The 16,816-nt window shown below is 60.5% G+C and carries 15 protein-coding genes; 9 read left to right on the plus strand and 6 right to left on the minus strand.

Annotated features, from left to right (window positions below):
- Window positions 1-14: 14 nt before the first annotated feature.
- The 6 genes from AC1RO0_RS06955 to AC1RO0_RS06980 all read right to left on the minus strand — a co-directional run bounded on the left by AC1RO0_RS06955 (window position 15) and on the right by AC1RO0_RS06980 (window position 6,872).
- Window positions 15-716, minus strand: a complete 702-nt coding sequence (locus tag AC1RO0_RS06955; protein WP_498592135.1) for a polysaccharide deacetylase family protein — start codon at window positions 714-716, stop codon at window positions 15-17.
- An 11-nt stretch (window positions 717-727) separates the two neighbouring features.
- Window positions 728-1,564, minus strand: a complete 837-nt coding sequence (locus AC1RO0_RS06960) for a glycosyltransferase family 25 protein (RefSeq protein WP_498592136.1) — start codon at window positions 1,562-1,564, stop codon at window positions 728-730.
- 138 nt (window positions 1,565-1,702) lie between these two features.
- Window positions 1,703-2,320 (minus strand): glycosyltransferase family 29 protein, encoded by a 618-nt coding sequence (locus AC1RO0_RS06965; protein WP_498592137.1) that lies wholly within the window; start codon window positions 2,318-2,320, stop codon window positions 1,703-1,705.
- 131 nt (window positions 2,321-2,451) lie between these two features.
- A complete protein-coding gene (gene purN / locus AC1RO0_RS06970; RefSeq protein WP_498592138.1) occupies window positions 2,452-3,051 on the minus strand; it encodes a phosphoribosylglycinamide formyltransferase in 600 nt (199 codons plus the stop codon).
- Window positions 3,052-3,179: 128 nt separating this feature from the next.
- Window positions 3,180-5,114, minus strand: coding sequence for a peptidoglycan L,D-endopeptidase MepK (locus AC1RO0_RS06975; RefSeq protein WP_498592139.1), 1,935 nt, complete (start codon window positions 5,112-5,114; stop codon window positions 3,180-3,182).
- A gap of 174 nt (window positions 5,115-5,288) precedes the next feature.
- Entirely contained in the window at window positions 5,289-6,872 is a 1,584-nt protein-coding gene (locus AC1RO0_RS06980; RefSeq protein ID WP_498592140.1) for a sigma-54-dependent transcriptional regulator, read from the minus strand.
- A 219-nt stretch (window positions 6,873-7,091) separates the two neighbouring features.
- Between AC1RO0_RS06980 and AC1RO0_RS06985 the strand changes: the two genes are divergently transcribed.
- The 9 genes from AC1RO0_RS06985 to AC1RO0_RS07025 all read left to right on the plus strand — a co-directional run bounded on the left by AC1RO0_RS06985 (window position 7,092) and on the right by AC1RO0_RS07025 (window position 16,729).
- Window positions 7,092-8,948, plus strand: a complete 1,857-nt coding sequence (locus tag AC1RO0_RS06985; RefSeq protein WP_498592141.1) for a M3 family oligoendopeptidase — start codon at window positions 7,092-7,094, stop codon at window positions 8,946-8,948.
- Between the two features lie 23 nt (window positions 8,949-8,971).
- Window positions 8,972-10,132 carry an aminodeoxychorismate synthase component I gene (locus AC1RO0_RS06990; RefSeq protein WP_498592394.1) on the plus strand — a complete coding sequence of 387 codons (1,161 nt, stop codon included), beginning with the start codon at window positions 8,972-8,974 and terminating at the stop codon, window positions 10,130-10,132.
- On the plus strand, window positions 10,117-10,758 hold the full coding sequence (locus AC1RO0_RS06995; RefSeq protein ID WP_498592142.1) for an aminotransferase class IV family protein: 642 nt from the start codon (window positions 10,117-10,119) through the stop codon (window positions 10,756-10,758). Before AC1RO0_RS06990 ends, AC1RO0_RS06995 begins: the two co-directional genes overlap by 16 nt.
- A 4-nt stretch (window positions 10,759-10,762) precedes the next feature.
- Complete coding sequence (locus AC1RO0_RS07000) at window positions 10,763-11,047, plus strand: YciI family protein (protein ID WP_153364682.1); 285 nt, start codon at window positions 10,763-10,765, stop codon at window positions 11,045-11,047.
- Window positions 11,048-11,076: 29 nt separating this feature from the next.
- Entirely contained in the window at window positions 11,077-11,970 is an 894-nt protein-coding gene (locus AC1RO0_RS07005) for a heme-dependent oxidative N-demethylase family protein (RefSeq protein WP_498592143.1), read from the plus strand.
- A 192-nt stretch (window positions 11,971-12,162) separates the two neighbouring features.
- Window positions 12,163-13,614, plus strand: a complete 1,452-nt coding sequence (locus AC1RO0_RS07010; RefSeq protein ID WP_498592144.1) for a homospermidine synthase — start codon at window positions 12,163-12,165, stop codon at window positions 13,612-13,614.
- A gap of 182 nt (window positions 13,615-13,796) precedes the next feature.
- Entirely contained in the window at window positions 13,797-14,183 is a 387-nt protein-coding gene (gene omp10 / locus AC1RO0_RS07015) for an outer membrane lipoprotein Omp10 (RefSeq protein WP_498592145.1), read from the plus strand.
- A gap of 28 nt (window positions 14,184-14,211) precedes the next feature.
- Window positions 14,212-14,532 carry a hypothetical protein gene (locus AC1RO0_RS07020; RefSeq protein WP_498592146.1) on the plus strand — a complete coding sequence of 107 codons (321 nt, stop codon included), beginning with the start codon at window positions 14,212-14,214 and terminating at the stop codon, window positions 14,530-14,532.
- 148 nt (window positions 14,533-14,680) lie between these two features.
- A complete protein-coding gene (locus tag AC1RO0_RS07025; protein WP_498592147.1) occupies window positions 14,681-16,729 on the plus strand; it encodes a 5'-nucleotidase C-terminal domain-containing protein in 2,049 nt (682 codons plus the stop codon).
- Window positions 16,730-16,816 lie beyond the last annotated feature (87 nt).

The following is a 16,816-nucleotide window of genomic DNA, read 5'->3' on the forward strand; positions in this document are numbered from 1 at the left end:
CGTTGCGCGCCAACCTAACCGGAGACACATTTCTTGACGAAATGCAGCCAGCTGTCGTTGCGGCGAACCGTGGCTCGCGGCAGGCCAAAAGGATCATGATCCTGCCGCGCCCTGCCGCGTCGTGTCGTCGTTGCGGCGCTGTAGCCGGCCTCATAGGCTAGAACCCGATCGAGCGGCATTTCATCCCCATAGGGGAAACAGAAGGAAGAGACGATCTCGTCAACCATGTCCTCCAGCACCTCCCGGGAATGGGCGATCTGGCGGCGGGCTTCCTGCATCGGCAACTGAGGGAGATGCACATGATCGAGCGTATGCGAACCAACCTCATGGCCGAGGGCGACCCACTCGCGCAACTGCTCCAGCGACATGCAGGGCGTATGCGCCACGCCGTTGGGAATATCCCAGACATTGCTGCCGCCGACCTGATTGGCGACCACGAAATTCGTAGCGGTGAAGCCGAACTCCTGCAAGACGGGCAATGCGTTCTCATAGACGTTGGCGTAGCTGTCGTCGAAGGTGATGGCGGCGACCTTGCCGGTCTTGGCGCCCTGGATGTAGGGGAGTGCCTCACGTAGCGAGAGACCCTGCACGCCCAGTCTTTTCAGCCAGGCCATCTGGTTATGAAAAGCCTCCGGATGCACCGCCATGCTTCTGAAAGGCGCGCGCCGCGAAGGTGGCACCGCGATCTGATGATATAAGAGAATTGGAACGGCCAATGTGTATGGTCTCAGCTTGAGCGGCGGGAGCGTATTGCGATTTTCGCACGATAGAGCGGCCGCAGGATCTCTCTGGACAGCTTCTCAAACACGGTCTTCCGGCTCTTGATGGTGCTGCCGCCGAGTTGCGCGGATATTTCATGCACGCCGCCCGGCAGGACAGCGAGAGGTGACAGACCCGTCATCCAACTCATCTGGACGGTCGTGTCGACCGGACGGTCAAACAAGGCTGTCGCCTCCAGCAACCGGATGGCGGCGTCTCGACTGACGAGCTGCGCGACCATGCCAAGACCGACGCGGCCTGGCTGGATGACGCTGGCCTGGCCATGCGTCAAAACGCACTCACCATGTTCCTTGCCCATCCGGAAGGGAAAGCGAATGAAGGCGCCCGGCGTGAGGCATGCCTGTGCGGCGGCAAAAGCCGCATGAAACGAGGCGTCGATCTCTACATCATCTTCAAACACCAGGCCGGCATCGACACCTTGCTCGACGATCGCCGCCCATGCCTTGCGATGCGAGAGGAAACAGGCGATCTCGCCGACACTCATCTCGAAGGGATAACGCGGCTTGTGCAGATGTCGACGATAGACGAGGTCTATGTCGGTGTCGGGCAAAGCGCTGGCGTCAACGGCCTGGATGATTTCGCTTCGAACCGGAAGCATGGCCGCGAGCCTTTCCACCTGGGGCAGACGATCGCGCGCGCGATCCAGATGAATGATGAAGCCGCGTATGTTCGCCTGATCCGATTGCGCGTTGATCGTGCCCAAAGGAGCATGATCCAGCTCCAACCCGGCATGAGCTCTTTCAAGCGGCGCGGCAGCCGAAAAGCCGATTTTATAGGTCTGCATTTAAGAGATCTCGGTGTCGTATCCGGGACCCCGTAGCAATCGTGAATGAAGGCGAACTTAGGCAAACCTGACGCGAAACTGAAAATGAACAGTTTCAATGATTCCGCGCAGTCGCATCTGCCCGCACATGGCGATGTCCTAGGCAAGCATGCTGATACGACCGCTCGCTATCTGATCCTCGACCCAGCGGCGCTCCTCCTGCCAGGCATGGCGCTTCCATCCCTCCCAGGTGAAGCCGCATAGTTTCACGTCCCATTCGCCTGCGGGAAAGTTTGAAAGAACATGGCAGATGCCGAGAAATCCCGTGCTCGGAAAGACCTCGCGCATTCTGGAGCCCGTCAGCCCCAGAGCCGCACAACCGTCAAGGTAGAATTGCGGCGGCATGATGCGGATCTCCTTCCCGGCACTGCCGATCAGTTCGATCGCCTGCATCGTCCAATCGGCCCGCCTTCCCTTCATACGCGAGAGGATATTCGGTCTGGGATGATATTTGCGGATGATGCCCGGGTGATAGACCAGCACCACCTCTTTCACGGCCCTGAAAGCAGCACTTTCCAGAAAGGCCGGGTCGACCAATCGCCGCTGCATCGCCTTACTCGAGGCAGCCAGCAAGAGCATATCCGTGCGCGTGCCGCTCATCCCGTCGGATAGGTTCGGCGCGTTGAAACGCATCACGAATTCCGCATCGTCCACGATCCTCGAGAGATCGCGATGCAGTTTTGCGTTGCCGATGATAACAGCCGTCTTGCGCGTCAATAGAGGATATCCAGCCCTGTCGCTGTGACGGACTAGCAGCGCTTGCTGAGCCAAGAATGAAATTCCCGGAAGTTATAAGAGGCGACGAGGCGTCATTTCACCTGACCTGGGTGGAATGATCCCGGCCTTGCTCACAATGGCAACGAGAGCTCGCCTGCCGCTATTCTTTGCACCGTTTGGACGAAGAGATCGCATTCCGCCTGCATCACGCGGCACTCGATGGCTGCTACATCGTCCGAGGGATTTATGCGGACTTCCGTCGAGGCAATGATCCGGCCGTGATCGTATTCCGCGTCCACCAGATGGATCGTGGCCCCGGTCACGGGCTCCCGGGCGTCAAGAACAGCCTGATGTACTTTTCTGCCATACATGCCCACCCCGCCATACCTTGGCAGAAGTGCCGGGTGAACGTTCAAGATCCTCCCCTCGAAAGCGGCGAGGGTCTTCGGACCCAGCCTTCGCAGATAGCCCGAGAGAATGACCAACTCGACACCAGCCTCGACAAGAGCTGCATGCAGCTTTTCGTCAGCCTCAGATTCGGCTCCCTTTGTCGGAATGCACAAGGCGGGGATACGGCAAGCGACGGCATAATCGAGCGCAGAGGCGCTCAACCGATTGCTCACCAGAAGCGAAATGCTCGCATCGAGCTTGCCCGCGACGATCGCCTCGGCGATGGCACGGAAGGAGGAACCATTGTTCGAGGCCAGAGCTGCGATACGAAGCGTTTTCATTGACGTTGATGCTCAACCGGTGTTCTCAACATCACGGACGATGTCGAAACAAAAAATCGCCCGCAGCGCCATGCTGCAAGCGATCTCATCTCTAATGCGACATTTCCGAAGAACTGACGTCGCCCAAACTATTCGACCGAATTGAACTTCTTGACCTGCAGGAAGTTCACGGCCGTGCCGCTGAAGCGCTCAGGATCCATGGAGGCCGTCTGCACCTTGAAGCCCTCCGTGTAGACGGCGGTCGGCTGGGCGCGGAGCGTCGGGCTGACGAAGCGCGGTGCCTTCACGGGACGATTGACGATCTCGACGCGGGCATTGGCGATAGCCCATTGCGAAATCATCTTGTCCGTCAGCTTCGGCGGGGTGGTCACCGCGGCGCGGCCGGAATCGGCCACCACGGCATCCTGCTTGTTCGGACGGCCGCCCTTCGTCGCGACGCCAGCGGCAATCGGACGTTCTTGCGGCGCCATCACTTCAAAGCTGTCGTTAAAGCGGCGACGGCTAGCCTTGGTTTCATTGGCAGTCGGCGCAAGCGCCGCCACCTGCATCGGCATCTGCTGCATCGGCCGCTTCTGCGGCAGGACAGCAGCAATAGCGCGCACGGCATCATTGTCGGCGGCGACATTATTCGCCGGCGGCACCTCATCCTTTGAGGCAACATTGTTGGCGACCGTATTGACGGCAACGCCCGCATTCGCATCCGCCTGATCGGCGCGGCGCTGCTCGAGTGCGGCAACGATCGCGGGCGAAAGCGTACCCTGATCCGCCGCATCGTCGATCGCATCCGGATCTGCATCGGCGGAAGCCAGAAGATTTTCGGCAATTTCCGGACGCTCGACCGGCACCGGAACGCCGACAGCCTGATCCGTCACGGCAGATTCGGCAGAGGCCATTTCGGCATCGCCAGGCGTGCGACGGTCGAGGAGGGCCGGAACCGGAACACGATAGTCGCGCAGATCGGCATATTGCTGTTGCTGGGCATCCGTTGTCGGCATTGCGGCGGCAAGCGCATCCTGAGCAGCATTACGCGGCGGTGACATCAAAGCCGAAGCAACCTCGCTGCCGGCCTGGTTTCCGAAGGCCGGACGAACCTGCGGAACGGGCGCATTGACGCTGGCAACCTGCGTCACCGGCTGGCTGTCATCGCCATCATCCGTTGCTACAGGAGCCCGCTGGGTGTTCTTGGCAACCAATGTGGTCGGCGCGGCCGCTGCCGGCGCACCGGTATCCGCATTGTCCTCTTCCTCATCAGCGCCACCGCCAAACAACCGGGCGAAGAAGCCACGGCGCGGAGAAGAAGAGCTGGCAATCTGGATGTCGTCGGAAGACATGCGGCGCTTGTAATCCGCAACTGCCTGCTGATAGCCCGGCAGCGGACGGCCGTCGGCCGGAATATGCATGGTCTTGCCATCGGGGAACAGACGGACGAGTTCCTGGCGATCCATGCGCGGCCATGCGCGCACGCCACCGACGTCCATATGCACGAAGGGCGATCCGGAGGTCGGATAATAGCCGACGCCGCCGACCTGAAGCTTCATGCCGATTTCACGCAGCTTGGTAAGCTTGACGTCGGGAATATAGAAATCCATCGCATTGCCGAGCATATGCTGGCTCTTCTTAGCGACGCCCGTATGGGCCGTGCGCGTGCGCAGCATCTCGTTGGTTCCCGGCGAACGGAAACCACAGACGACATAGATGAAGTCGCTCGAGCCGCTGTTGCGATAGACCTGCCAGATCAGGTCAAACAAATGCGGATTCATTTTGGTCGGCTGGTTCTTGCGCCAGTCGCGCAGGATGCGGTTCAGCTTCTCCAGACCGGCCGGATCGAACTTGCCATCGCGCTTGTAGGTGATGACGGCCTTTTCGCCCGTATGCACGAAATAGATCTTGAGGCTGCGGGTCTCCCCGCTCGCCTTCGACGGCGAACCAACGAAAATAGGAGTAGAGACGGCCAGCGCCAGCAGGCCAACGGCAACAACCTTGGCCACCTTGCGAAATATCTCAGAGCACGCAGAATGCCAGCTCAAGCTATTAGGCTTGGTATTTCCACTCAGATTCGGCAATTCGATCCCCGTCCGACAGACAATGTCGCATCGTGTTCCAAATGGCTGTCAATTGCGGTGACACGATGGCAAAAATGCCACACATGGTCGCCCTCTTCATACATGGTGAACGATGCACTAACAAGTGCTTTACGACAGGTAACAAAATATGCTTGCCTAAACGTTAAATCGTGCTCAGGCCGCGTTTTTTTGCGGGTCATCCGGGTCTATCCCATAGTCTTTCAACTTGCGATAGAGCGTCGAACGGCCGATTCCGAGCTTCCTTGCCACCTGACTCATTTGCCCTCGATAGAATTTGAGAGCGAACCGAATGAGCTCTTCCTCGACATCCGCAAGCTTTCTGACATCGCCGGACGTGTCGGTGCTGACGATGACATTATCCGATGTTTGCGCGGATGACGTGTCCACGATCGAGAGCGGCGGGGTTGCAGTTTCGTCCGATGACGCGACCCGCAAGCCACGCTCAAACCTGTCTGCCGCGACGCTGTCGGCGCCGTGGGTCTGGGAATTATCCACAACTAACGTCGGGTGCTCGCCGGTGAAATAGCCGGGCAACTGCGCCGCGATCTGCGGAAAATCGGTTTCCAGCAGCTCCGGCCCTTCCGACAAAACGACCGCGCGGAAGACCGCGTTTTCGAGCTGGCGGATATTGCCTGGCCAATCATAAGAGGTCAGCAGCGCTAGCGCGCCATGGCTGATTGCCAGCGAATGACCGAGCTTCTGTTCGAACGCAAAGCGATCGGCAAATGCGCGGGCGAGGTGCGGAATATCCTCCTTGCGGCGACGGAGTGCCGGCATGGTGATCGGGAAAACGTTGAGGCGGTAGTAGAGATCCTCACGGAACCGTCCGGCTTTCACCTCTTCGATCAGATCCTTGTTCGTCGCCGAAATCAGCCGGACATTGACCTTCTGCGCCACGCGGGCGCCGACCGTCTCGATCTCGCCCTGCTGCACGGCGCGCAGGAGCTTGACCTGAACCTCCAGCGGCAGATCGCCGACCTCGTCGAGGAACAGCGTGCCGCCATCGGCTTCCATGAACTTGCCGACATGCCGCTCGGTGGCGCCAGTGAAAGCACCCTTCTCATGGCCGAACAGAATGCTCTCGACCAGATTATGCGGAATAGCACCGCAGTTGACCGTCACGAAAGGCTTGCCGGCGCGGTCGCTGGCAGCCTGGATGGCGCGGGCCACCAGTTCCTTGCCAACGCCGGATTCGCCTTCCAGCACCACGGGGATATTCGATTGCGCGGCGCGATGCGCGAGATCGAGCACCCGCATCATCGCCGGGCTCGCCGAAACGATGTCGTCGAAGCTGATCGCACTCGAGCGCGATTTGCGTCCCGCGCGGGCCTTGGCCTCGCGCTGATCGAGTTTCAGCGCGTTGGCGATCGACGCGGCTATCCGTTCCGGCGAAACCGGCTTGACGACGAAATCAAAGGCGCCGGCCCGCATGGCCTGCACCACGGTCTCGATACCGCCCTGCCCGGTCTGCACGATCACGGGAATATCGGTGCCCATGTCGCTGAGAGCGCCGAGAAGCTCGAGACCGTTCATCTCCGGCATCATCAGATCGAGCACGATCACATTGATCTGATCACCGTTGCGCTTCAGAAACTCAAGGCCGAAGCGGCCGTTTTCTGCCAGATGAGCAACGTGTCCGTGCCGCTCGATGGCATTTTTTAGCAGGCGTCGTTGGATCGGATCATCCTCAACAACGAGAACCTGCGCGCCCCCCTTGGCGCTATTCAATATGGTCATTGGTGCCTCACTTCATGCGAAACCTGGGGGAACCTTCGCAGAAAGGCTTGAACACGAAGTTTTGCCAAACCATCGTATTTTAATCATTATGACGAATGTAACGTCGTCTATGACTCCATTGTCCGACCCCCGAAAATCCGCGCTTGCAGCGACCTTTTCGGCCGAATAGACACGGATTGACCGGATCGTTCCGAAAAGAAAATAGAGGAAATACCGTCCATGAGCCCGACCTCGCTGCATTCGTCCCTTAAGTTTTCCACCGGCCCTGCCGCTGCCGCGACCAATGCCGCGCTTGGGGATCTGCCCGCCTGGAAGCTCAGCGACCTCTATCCCTCCGCCACCTCGACCGCTTTCACCGGCGACATGGAAAAGGCCGGCAAACTGGCCATCGCCTTCGAAGAGAAATGGAAGGGCAAGCTGGCCGAGGCCGCGACCAAGACCGGCGACGCCGGCATCGGCGCGGCGCTGAAGGAATATGAGGCCCTCGACGACATCATCGGCCGCCTCGGCTCCTTCGCCGGTCTCACCTATTTCTCCAACACCAGCGATCCGGCCAACGGCAAGCTCTATGGCGACGTACAGACCAAGTTGACGGACTATGCCGCCCATCTGCTGTTCTTCCCGCTGGAACTGAACCGCATCGACGATGCCGTGGTGGATGCCTGCATGGCGAACGACCCCGCCGCCGGCCACTACCGCCCCTGGCTCGTCGACCTACGCAAGGACAAGCCCTATCAGCTCGACGACAGACTGGAGCAACTGTTCCTCGAAAAATCCATGACGAGTGCGGCCGCCTTCAACCGCCTGTTCGACGAGACCATGGCGGAGCTGCGCTTCGAAGTCGACGGCGAGAAGCTGCCGCTGGAAGTCACCCTGAACATGCTGCAGGAAAAGGATCCTGAGGTGCGCCGCAAGGCGGCCGTGGCTTTGACCACGACCTTCAAGGCCAATCTGCGCGTCTTCACGCTGATCACCAACACGCTCGCCAAGGACAAGGAGATCGGCGATCGCTGGCGCGGTTTCGAGGACATCGCCGACAGCCGCCATCTCGCCAACCGCGTCGAGCGCGAAGTGGTCGATGCGCTGGCCGCCGCCGTGCGCGATGCCTATCCGCGCCTCTCGCACCGCTATTACAAGATGAAGGCCAAGTGGCTCGGCATGGAACAGATGAATTTCTGGGACCGCAATGCGCCACTGCCGGAAACCTCCAACGCGCTGATCCCCTGGACCGAGGCCAAGGAAACCGTGCTGTCCGCCTACGGCAATTTCGCCCCGGAAATGGCCGATATCGCCAAGCGCTTCTTTGACGAAGAATGGATCGATGCGCCGGTGCGCCCCGGCAAGGCACCGGGCGCCTTCGCCCATCCGACCGTGCCCTCGGCGCATCCTTACGTGCTCGTCAACTATATGGGCAAGCCGCGCGACGTGATGACGCTGGCCCATGAACTCGGCCATGGCGTGCATCAGGTGCTCGCCGGCGGACAGGGCGCGCTGATGTGCCAGACGCCGCTGACGCTGGCCGAAACCGCCTCGGTCTTCGGCGAGATGCTCACCTTCCGCGCCCTGCTCGACAAGACCACCGACAAGCGCGAGCGCAAGGCGATGCTCGCCCAGAAGGTCGAGGACATGATCAACACGGTCGTGCGCCAGATCGCCTTCTACGAATTCGAGCGCAAGCTGCACACCGCCCGCAAGAACGGCGAGCTGACCTCCGACGATATCGGCGAGCTGTGGCTCTCCGTGCAGTCGGAAAGCCTCGGACCGGCGATCAAGATTTCCGAGGGCTACGAGACCTACTGGACCTATATCCCGCACTTCATCCACTCGCCCTTCTACGTCTACGCCTATGCCTTCGGCGACTGCCTCGTGAACTCGCTCTACGCCGTTTATCAGAATGCCGAAGAGGGCTTTCAGGCGAAATATTTCGAGCTGCTGAAGGCCGGCGGCACCAAGCATCATTCGGAGCTCCTGAAGCCTTTCGGCCTCGATGCCACCGATCCGTCGTTCTGGAGCAAGGGACTGTCGATGATCGAAGGGCTGATCGACGAGCTTGAGGCGCTTGATAAGAGCGCTTGATGCCCATTGATGAAGACCCGCGCATGGCCGATGCCCAACCCTATGTCCTCTTTAGGGACGACAGCACAGGACAGGTAATGCTCTTCGCCGAACCGGCGGAGATCATCATTGCCCGAACGCGCGCGGAATTCTTCTATGCCCTCGACCGGATGGAGAAGGCAAAGGCCGAAGGGAAATGGCTGGCCGGCTATATGGCCTACGAAGCCGGCCATCTCTTCGAGGAAAAACTTGCACCCTTCGCCAATGAAAATCGCGAAACGCCGTTGCTCTGCTTCGGCGTTTTCGACGCGCCAGCAACGGACGGCCATCCCCTCGCTCAGCCGCTGCAGCGCCTTGAAAATCAGGAGTTCCTGACCGAGCCAACGGCCGCCTGGAATCCCGCTATATATAAAGAGAGATTCGACCGGCTGCATGGGCATATCCGCCAGGGCGATTGCTATCAGGCAAACCTCACCATGCCGATCTCGGCGCGCTGGAATGGCGATATCAGGGCCGCCTTCTGGTCGCTGATCGAGCGTCAACCGGTGAAATACGGCGCGCTGGTCGATCTTGGCGGCCCGGTCATCCTCTCACGCTCGCCGGAACTCTTCTTCCGCACAGACGACGACGGCTGGATCGAGACGCATCCGATGAAGGGCACGGCCAAGCGCGGCGCGGATGCCACCGAGGATGCCGAGATCATCAGCGCCATGCTCGCCGACGAGAAAACGCAGGCCGAAAACCGCATGATCGTCGACCTCCTGCGCAACGATATCTCCCGCATCACCGAGGTCGGCACGCTCGACGTGCCGAAACTCTTCGAGATCGAGACCTATCCGACCCTGCACCAGATGGTCAGCCATGTGCAGGCAAAGCTGCGCCGCGGCATGACCATCCGCGATATCTTCGCCGCGCTCTTTCCCTGTGGCTCGATCACCGGCGCGCCGAAAATGCGGGCGATGGAAATCCTGCATGATCTCGAAGACGGCCCGCGCGATGCCTATTGCGGGGCAATCGGTATGATCTCGCCCACGGGCGCCATGCGCTTTTCCGTGGCGATCCGCACCATCACACTGTTTGACGACGGCCGCGCGGTGTTCAATGTCGGCGGCGGCATTGTTTTCGATTCGACGGCGGAAGCGGAATATGAAGAATGCTTCCTGAAGGCACGCTTCGCCGTGGGGGATCGATGGATCAAGCGTTAGAGGATTTTTCGCTGATCGAAACGCTGCGTTACGAGCCGCAAACCGGCTTTGTGCGCCTGCGCCTGCATCTTGCCCGGCTGCAACGCTCTGCCCGCCGGCTAGGCTTTCCCGCGCCAAAGGATGCGCTGGCGAAACTGGACGCCGCCGTCGCCGGCGCGACGATACCCTTGCGGGTGCGCCTGACCTTCGACCCCACCGGACAAACCGACGTCACCACCGCCGCTTTCACGCCTCTTGCTCCCGACACTGTCTGGCGCGTCCGTCTCGCCGAGACCCGGATCGACTCCGCCGACACGCTGCTGCGGGTCAAGACCACCCGCCGATCGGTCTATGAAACCGCGCGCGCCGAATACGCACCGATCGAGGCAGACGAAGTGCCGTTGCTGAATGAAAGAGGCGAGGTCTGCGAGGGCACCATCACCTCGATCTTCCTTGACGACGGCTCCGGCCCGTTGCGAACACCGCCCATCTCTTGCGGCCTGCTTGCCGGTGTCTTGCGCACCGAACTCATCTGCCAGCGCACGGCCCGCATCGGCCGGATCAGGCTGGACGATCTGGAAAATTCCACCCTTTATGTCGGAAACTCCCTGCGCGGTCTGATCCGCGCGCAACTCCTATGGAATTGACGCAATGCTCATCCTTTCTCTGACCTACCTCAAGGGCAATGACGAAGCCGACAAGCATATGGAGCCGCATATGGCCTGGGTGAAAGAAGGCTATGCCAAGGGCTGGTTTCTTGCCTCCGGCCGCAAGGTGCCACGCACCGGCGGCATCATCTTCGCCCGCGGCGACCGCGCCGAACTCGAAGCCTACGTCGCCGCCGACCCCTTCACCATCCATGGCGTCGCCGCCTATGAGGTCACGGAAATCGCCCTGACGACCGTGACTGAGGGGCTGGAGACGTTGAAGAGCTGAGAGACGGATGTTGGCAGAAGGCTCTCTCCATGACACAACTGACCTACACACCCTATGACGGTTCCGCCAAACCTTTCACCATTGGCCTAGTGCCGCTGGACCTCACCCGCTGGATCGAGCCCGATGCCGATCTCGGGCGTTATCTCGATGAGAAGCAGCGCCTCTCCCGTGATTATCTGAGCGAGATCTTCGTTGCCGAGCACGATACGCAGGTGGCGCAGCAAGAGGTGCTCGACCTGCTGACGGCCTATCTCTGCGAAAGCCATCCGGCCATCTGTCGCCGCGATGGCGATACCGTTTCCATCGCTGGCCATTCGGTCGATCTCTCTGACGCCTCTGTTCCGCCGTTGCTGAAGGCCGGATCGCTGGTCGCCGACGATCTCGTCATCATGCGACGCAAGGCCGATGGCTGGCATCTTGTCGCCGGCCATGTCGCCTTTCCTTCCTCCTGGTCGCTCCAGGAAAAATTCGGCCGGCCGATGCAGGCGATCCACGCCGATGTGCCCGGTTTTGGCGAGGGCACGCGCAACGCCACACTGATCACCCGCATCTTCGACAATCTGCAGGTGTCGCAGCCCGTCGAGCGGCTGAACTGGTCGGTGAACACAACAAGCGAGCTGTTTCTCTCAGCCTCGAAACATCGCCGCCCGCCAGTCACTACGGCCCCTACGCTTGAAACCCGTTTCGCACGCGTCGAGCGCCAGACGCTGCGCAAGCTGCCGGTCTCGGGCGATATCCTCTTCACCATCCGCGTCTATGTCGACCCGATCGCCGCGATCGCCAACCATCCCAGAGCCCCGGAGCTGGCATCGAGCTTCGCCGCGCAGCTGGATGCGCTCGATGAACATCAGACGACGTATAAGGGGCTGATCCATCAGAAAGCCGAATTGGCGAAGCAATTGCGGGTGTTGGCTGGCATTTAGCAATGCGATAAGCAACAAACTCGTCGCAAACCGCGTGTATGGTGCCATTCTATTGACTTTCCCCGACGTAGCCCGGAGAGCTCTTTATTGTGACATCAATTTGTGATTAGAGCCGTCCATCTCGCGTTTTCACGCAAACATTGATTGAATTTCATAGGCCGAACGGCGTCCTGCCTTTCGAAGGAGACAAGAATGACGAAACACAAATATCCGGTATATGCCGAAATTACCGGCCCGATCGTGATGATCGGCTTTGGCTCCATCGGCCGCGGCACCCTGCCCCTGATCGAGCGCCATTTCAAATTCGACAAGAGCCGGATAGTCGTCATCGACCCCCGCGAAGAGCCCGCCGACATGGAAATCCTGGCGAAGCACGGCGTTCGTCATATCAAGGAACATGTCACCAAAGAAAACTACAAGGAGCTGCTGAAGCCGCTTCTGACGGAAGGCGGCGGTCAGGGTTTCTGCGTCAACCTCTCGGTCGATACCGGCTCGCTCGACCTGGTCAAGCTGTGCCGCAAGCTTGACGTGCTCTACATCGACACCGTCGTCGAGCCCTGGCTCGGCTTCTATTTCGACAAGAGCCTGAAGAATGCCGACCGCACCAACTACGCACTGCGCGAAACCATGCGCAAGGAAAAGGCGAAGAACCCGGGCGGCACGACGGCCGTTTCCACCTGCGGCGCAAACCCGGGCATGGTCTCCTGGTTCGTCAAGCAGGCACTGGTCAACCTTGCCAACGATATCGGCGTGAAGTTCGAAGAGCCGGATCAGCATGACCGCGAAGGCTGGGCCAAGCTGATGAAGAAGGTCGGCGTCAAGGGCATCCACATCGCCGAACGCGACACGCAGCGCACCAAGCATCCGAAGCCGCTGAACGTCTTCTGGAACACCTGGTCCGTCGAAGGCTTCATCTCCGAAGGCCTGCAGCCGGCCGAGCTCGGCTGGGGCACGCACGAAGAGTGGATGCCGAAGAACGCCAAGAAGCACAAGAAGGGCTCCAAGGCCGCCATCTATCTGGAACAGCCGGGCGCCAACACCCGCGTTCGCACATGGTGCCCGACGCCCGGTCCGCAGTACGGCTTCCTGGTCACGCACAACGAATCGATCTCGATCGCCGACTTCTTCACGGTCCGCGACAAGGACGGCGACGTTACCTTCCGTCCGACCTGCCATTATGCCTACCATCCCGCCAACGATGCCGTGCTGTCGCTGCACGAAATGTTCGGCAATGGCGGCACGCCGCAGCCGGTTCACCACGTCCTTGACGAGCATGAGCTGGAAGACGGCGTCGACGAACTCGGCGTCCTGCTCTATGGCCACGACAAGAATGCCTATTGGTACGGTTCGCGCCTGTCTCTCGAAGAGACCCGCCGCATCGCTCCCTACCAGAACGCGACCGGCTTGCAGGTAACCTCCGCCGTTCTTGCCGGCATGGTCTGGGCGCTGGAAAATCCGACCGCCGGCATCGTCGAAGCCGACGAGATCGATTACAAGCGCTGCCTCGAAGTGCAGCTGCCCTATCTCGGTCCGGTCGAAGGCCACTACACCGACTGGACGCCGCTCGACGGCCGTCCGGGCCTGTTCCCGGAAGACATCGACACGAAGGATCCCTGGCAGTTCAAGAACATTCTCGTTCGCTGATTGACAGAGAATTAGAATAATCGGAAATTAAAATGCTCGCACAGGTCGTGCGGGCATTTTTGTTACGCTCGTCAGATAAATCAAGGTGATGAGGTCCTGAAGCCTTGCTTTCAACAGATGGTCGCGCCATGTTTCTTGCAATCGCCACGACGCCAATCCGCCTTCAATCGCGGGAGACATTCATGAAGATCAAAACCAGTCTTGCCCTTGTCACCGCTGCGGCAGCGCTCTCCGCCTGCGTCGATTTCGGTGGATCGAGGCCGCCGCCGGTCGTCATGGGCGGGGGGGCACAGCCGCGTGCAACAACGGTGGACGGCAACTGGAGCGATGCGAACGGGCTGAACTCGTCATTTTCGGGCGGCAGGTTCGAGACGCACACGACGGACGGTACGAACACGCAAATGGCTTCTGGAACCTACACGACGGATCCGTCCGGCGTAATCCAGATCAATCTGTATTCGAACATCAAGCGCACCAGCTCCAAGGTCAATTGCTTCCTGGCCAACCCCAGCCAGCTCAATTGCACCGCTGAAGGCGGCGGGCACTTCTCGCTCAACCGCCAGGGCTGAGACCGGCATCGCGGGCGGGTAGGACGCCATGCGCAGAGTGGCGCTTTATATCATTCTCGTTATCGGCTTGCCGCTCGCCGTTCTGGCGGCGGCGCTCCCCGCCAACAGCTTTAAGGCCCAGGGCATCGCCGCGCTCGATTGCGATGGGCCGGCGAGCGTTCTGATCATCGCCATACCCACCTTGTTGCTCTATGCCGGCGGCATGGTCCTGCTTTATCGCGACAAGAGCCGGCGCTTTCATCGCATCGCGGCAGTTTGCTGCCTGCTCGTATCCCTCGTCATCGGCTGGAACATCATCGCCGCCGTGCGGGAAGCCTATGGCGACGCCTCGATCGAGGCCTGCGCCTGATCTCACGGCATCACGCCTGTGGATTTGTAAAATCCGAATGAACCCAACAGCTTTCGCTTGCGCTCGTCCCGTCGTGATGGAAACATCGTCGTGGGGGCCGCCGTGGGGCACGGGCGGATCGGATTGTGAAAAATAACAGGAGAGAACGATGACGAAGCCCTTCGGAGTGGGCCTTTTGGCTGCAGCCGCCTTGGCGCTCAGCACAAGTGCCGCTTTCGCGGACTATCAGCTCAACATTCTGCACTTCAACGACTTCCATTCGCGCGTGGAATCGATCAACAAATTCGACACCACCTGCTCGGCGGCGGAAGAAGCCAAGAATGAATGCTTCGGCGGCGCGGCGCGGATGAAGACCATGATCGACCAGCGCCGCGCAGCCCTTGCCGGCCAGAATGTGCTGGTGCTCGATGCCGGCGACAACTTCCAGGGCTCGCTGTTCTATACGACCTACAAGGGCGCGGCCGAGGTCGAGTTCCTCAACGACATGAAGATCGACGCCATGACCGTCGGCAACCACGAATTCGACGATGGCGAAGGCCCGTTGGCGGCTTTCCTCGACAAGGCGCAATTCCCCGTCGTCACCGCCAATATGGTCGTCGATGGTCAGTCGAAAATCGGCGACCGCATCAAGAAATCCATCGTGCTCACGATCGGCGGCCAGAAGATCGGCATCGTCGGCGCCGTCACCACTGAAACCCCGGAACTCTCCTCGCCCGGCCCGCATGTCAAGATCACCGACGATGCCGCTGCCATCAGTGCCGAGGTGGATGCGCTGAAGTCGCAGGGCGTCAACAAGATCATCGCGCTCACCCATGTCGGCTATCAGCGCGATATCGAGAAGATCGCCAAGATCGCCGGCGTCAGCGTCGTTGTTGGCGGCCATTCGCACACGCTGCTGTCGAACACGGATCCCAAAGCCGCCGGCCCCTATCCGACCATGGTCGACAACCCGGCCGGCTATAAGGTCCCGGTCGTCCAAGCCGCCTCCTACAGCAGATACCTCGGCGATGTCGTTGTCACCTTCGACGATAACGGCGCCGTCAAGGACGCCAAGGGCGACCCGATCCTGCTCGATGCCTCGGTGAAGCCCGATCCGGTGATCGCCGCCCGTGTTCAGGAGATGGCAAAGCCGATCGAGGAACTGCGCCATAAGGTAATCGGCAGCTCCGAGGGCACGATCGAAGCCGCGCGCGAAGTCTGCCGCGTGCAGGAATGCTCCATGGGCAACCTCGTCTCCGACGCCATTCTCGACCGGACGAAGGGACAGGGCATCAGCATCGCCATCCAGAACGGCGGCGGACTGCGCGCCTCGATCGGCGCTGGCGACGTCAGCATGGGCGGCGTGCTGACCGTGCTGCCGTTCCAGAACACCGTCGCCACCTTCCAGTTGACGGGTGCGGACGTAAAGGCGGCGCTGGAGAACGGCCTCAGTCAGATCGACGAAGGTGCCGGCCGCTTCCCGCAGGTTTCCGGCCTCAAATATAGCTTCGACAAATCCAAGCCGCCCGGCAGCCGCCTGGTCTCCGTCACGGTGCAGGAGGGCACGGAATTCGTGCCGCTCGATCCCGACAAGACCTACGGCGTAGTCAGCAACAACTACATGCGCGCCGGCGGCGACGGCTACTCCGTCTTCGCACAGAAGGGCAAGAACGCCTATGACTTCGGCCCCGATCTGGCGGGCGTGGTGGCCGACTATCTCGCCGCGCACAATCCTTACAAGCCTTACACGGACGGCCGCATAATCCAGATCGCCGCCGCACAACCGGAGGCAGCAAAACCCGCGCAAACACAGGAGCCAGCAGCCGCACCGGATCAGAAATCTGCTCCGGCGGCAGCCAATACCAGCGCAGCACCCGCGACCACCACCACGGCGCCGGCCACACCAGCACCTGCCGCATCCGCGCCTGCAACCGCCGCACCGGCCACCAGTGCTCCGGCAGCAACCGCTCCCGCGACAACAGCAACCTCACCAGCCGCAACGGCTCCAGCAACGACGACGGTCGCCCCGGCAACCCAAACCAATGAACCGCCGAAGACACCGACGACCCATGTCATCGTCGCCGGCGACACGCTTTGGGATCTCGCCAAGACCTACTACGGCAACCCCAACGACTGGCACAAGCTGCTGGCAGCCAACCGTAATCTCAAGCCGCACCGCCTTCTGGTCGGCGAGGAATTGAAGATTCCGGCCAAGTAAGGACGATTTGTCTCGCAGGACTTCGCCGGTCCGGGCTTTCCCGGGCCGGTTTTTGTTCCTATGTGAGGGGCTTCGTTTCGTTGAGAG

The organism is Rhizobium sp. GW821-FHT14E12 (genome assembly GCF_058803745.1).

Excerpts from the sequence above, each read along its gene's own strand:
- AC1RO0_RS06960 (WP_498592136.1), bottom strand. The coding sequence starts at position 1,564 with ATGCAGACCTATAAAATCGGCTTTTCGGCTGCCGCGCCGCTTGAAAGA.
- purN (WP_498592138.1), bottom strand. The coding sequence starts at position 3,051 with ATGAAAACGCTTCGTATCGCAGCTCTGGCCTCGAACAATGGTTCCTCC.
- AC1RO0_RS06980 (WP_498592140.1), bottom strand. The coding sequence starts at position 6,872 with ATGACCATATTGAATAGCGCCAAGGGGGGCGCGCAGGTTCTCGTTGTT.
- AC1RO0_RS06985 (WP_498592141.1), top strand. The coding sequence starts at position 7,092 with ATGAGCCCGACCTCGCTGCATTCGTCCCTTAAGTTTTCCACCGGCCCT.
- AC1RO0_RS06990 (WP_498592394.1), top strand. The coding sequence starts at position 8,972 with ATGGCCGATGCCCAACCCTATGTCCTCTTTAGGGACGACAGCACAGGA.
- AC1RO0_RS06995 (WP_498592142.1), top strand. The coding sequence starts at position 10,117 with ATGGATCAAGCGTTAGAGGATTTTTCGCTGATCGAAACGCTGCGTTAC.
- AC1RO0_RS07000 (WP_153364682.1), top strand. The coding sequence starts at position 10,763 with ATGCTCATCCTTTCTCTGACCTACCTCAAGGGCAATGACGAAGCCGAC.
- AC1RO0_RS07005 (WP_498592143.1), top strand. The coding sequence starts at position 11,077 with ATGACACAACTGACCTACACACCCTATGACGGTTCCGCCAAACCTTTC.
- AC1RO0_RS07010 (WP_498592144.1), top strand. The coding sequence starts at position 12,163 with ATGACGAAACACAAATATCCGGTATATGCCGAAATTACCGGCCCGATC.
- omp10 (WP_498592145.1), top strand. The coding sequence starts at position 13,797 with ATGAAGATCAAAACCAGTCTTGCCCTTGTCACCGCTGCGGCAGCGCTC.
- AC1RO0_RS07020 (WP_498592146.1), top strand. The coding sequence starts at position 14,212 with ATGCGCAGAGTGGCGCTTTATATCATTCTCGTTATCGGCTTGCCGCTC.
- AC1RO0_RS07025 (WP_498592147.1), top strand. The coding sequence starts at position 14,681 with ATGACGAAGCCCTTCGGAGTGGGCCTTTTGGCTGCAGCCGCCTTGGCG.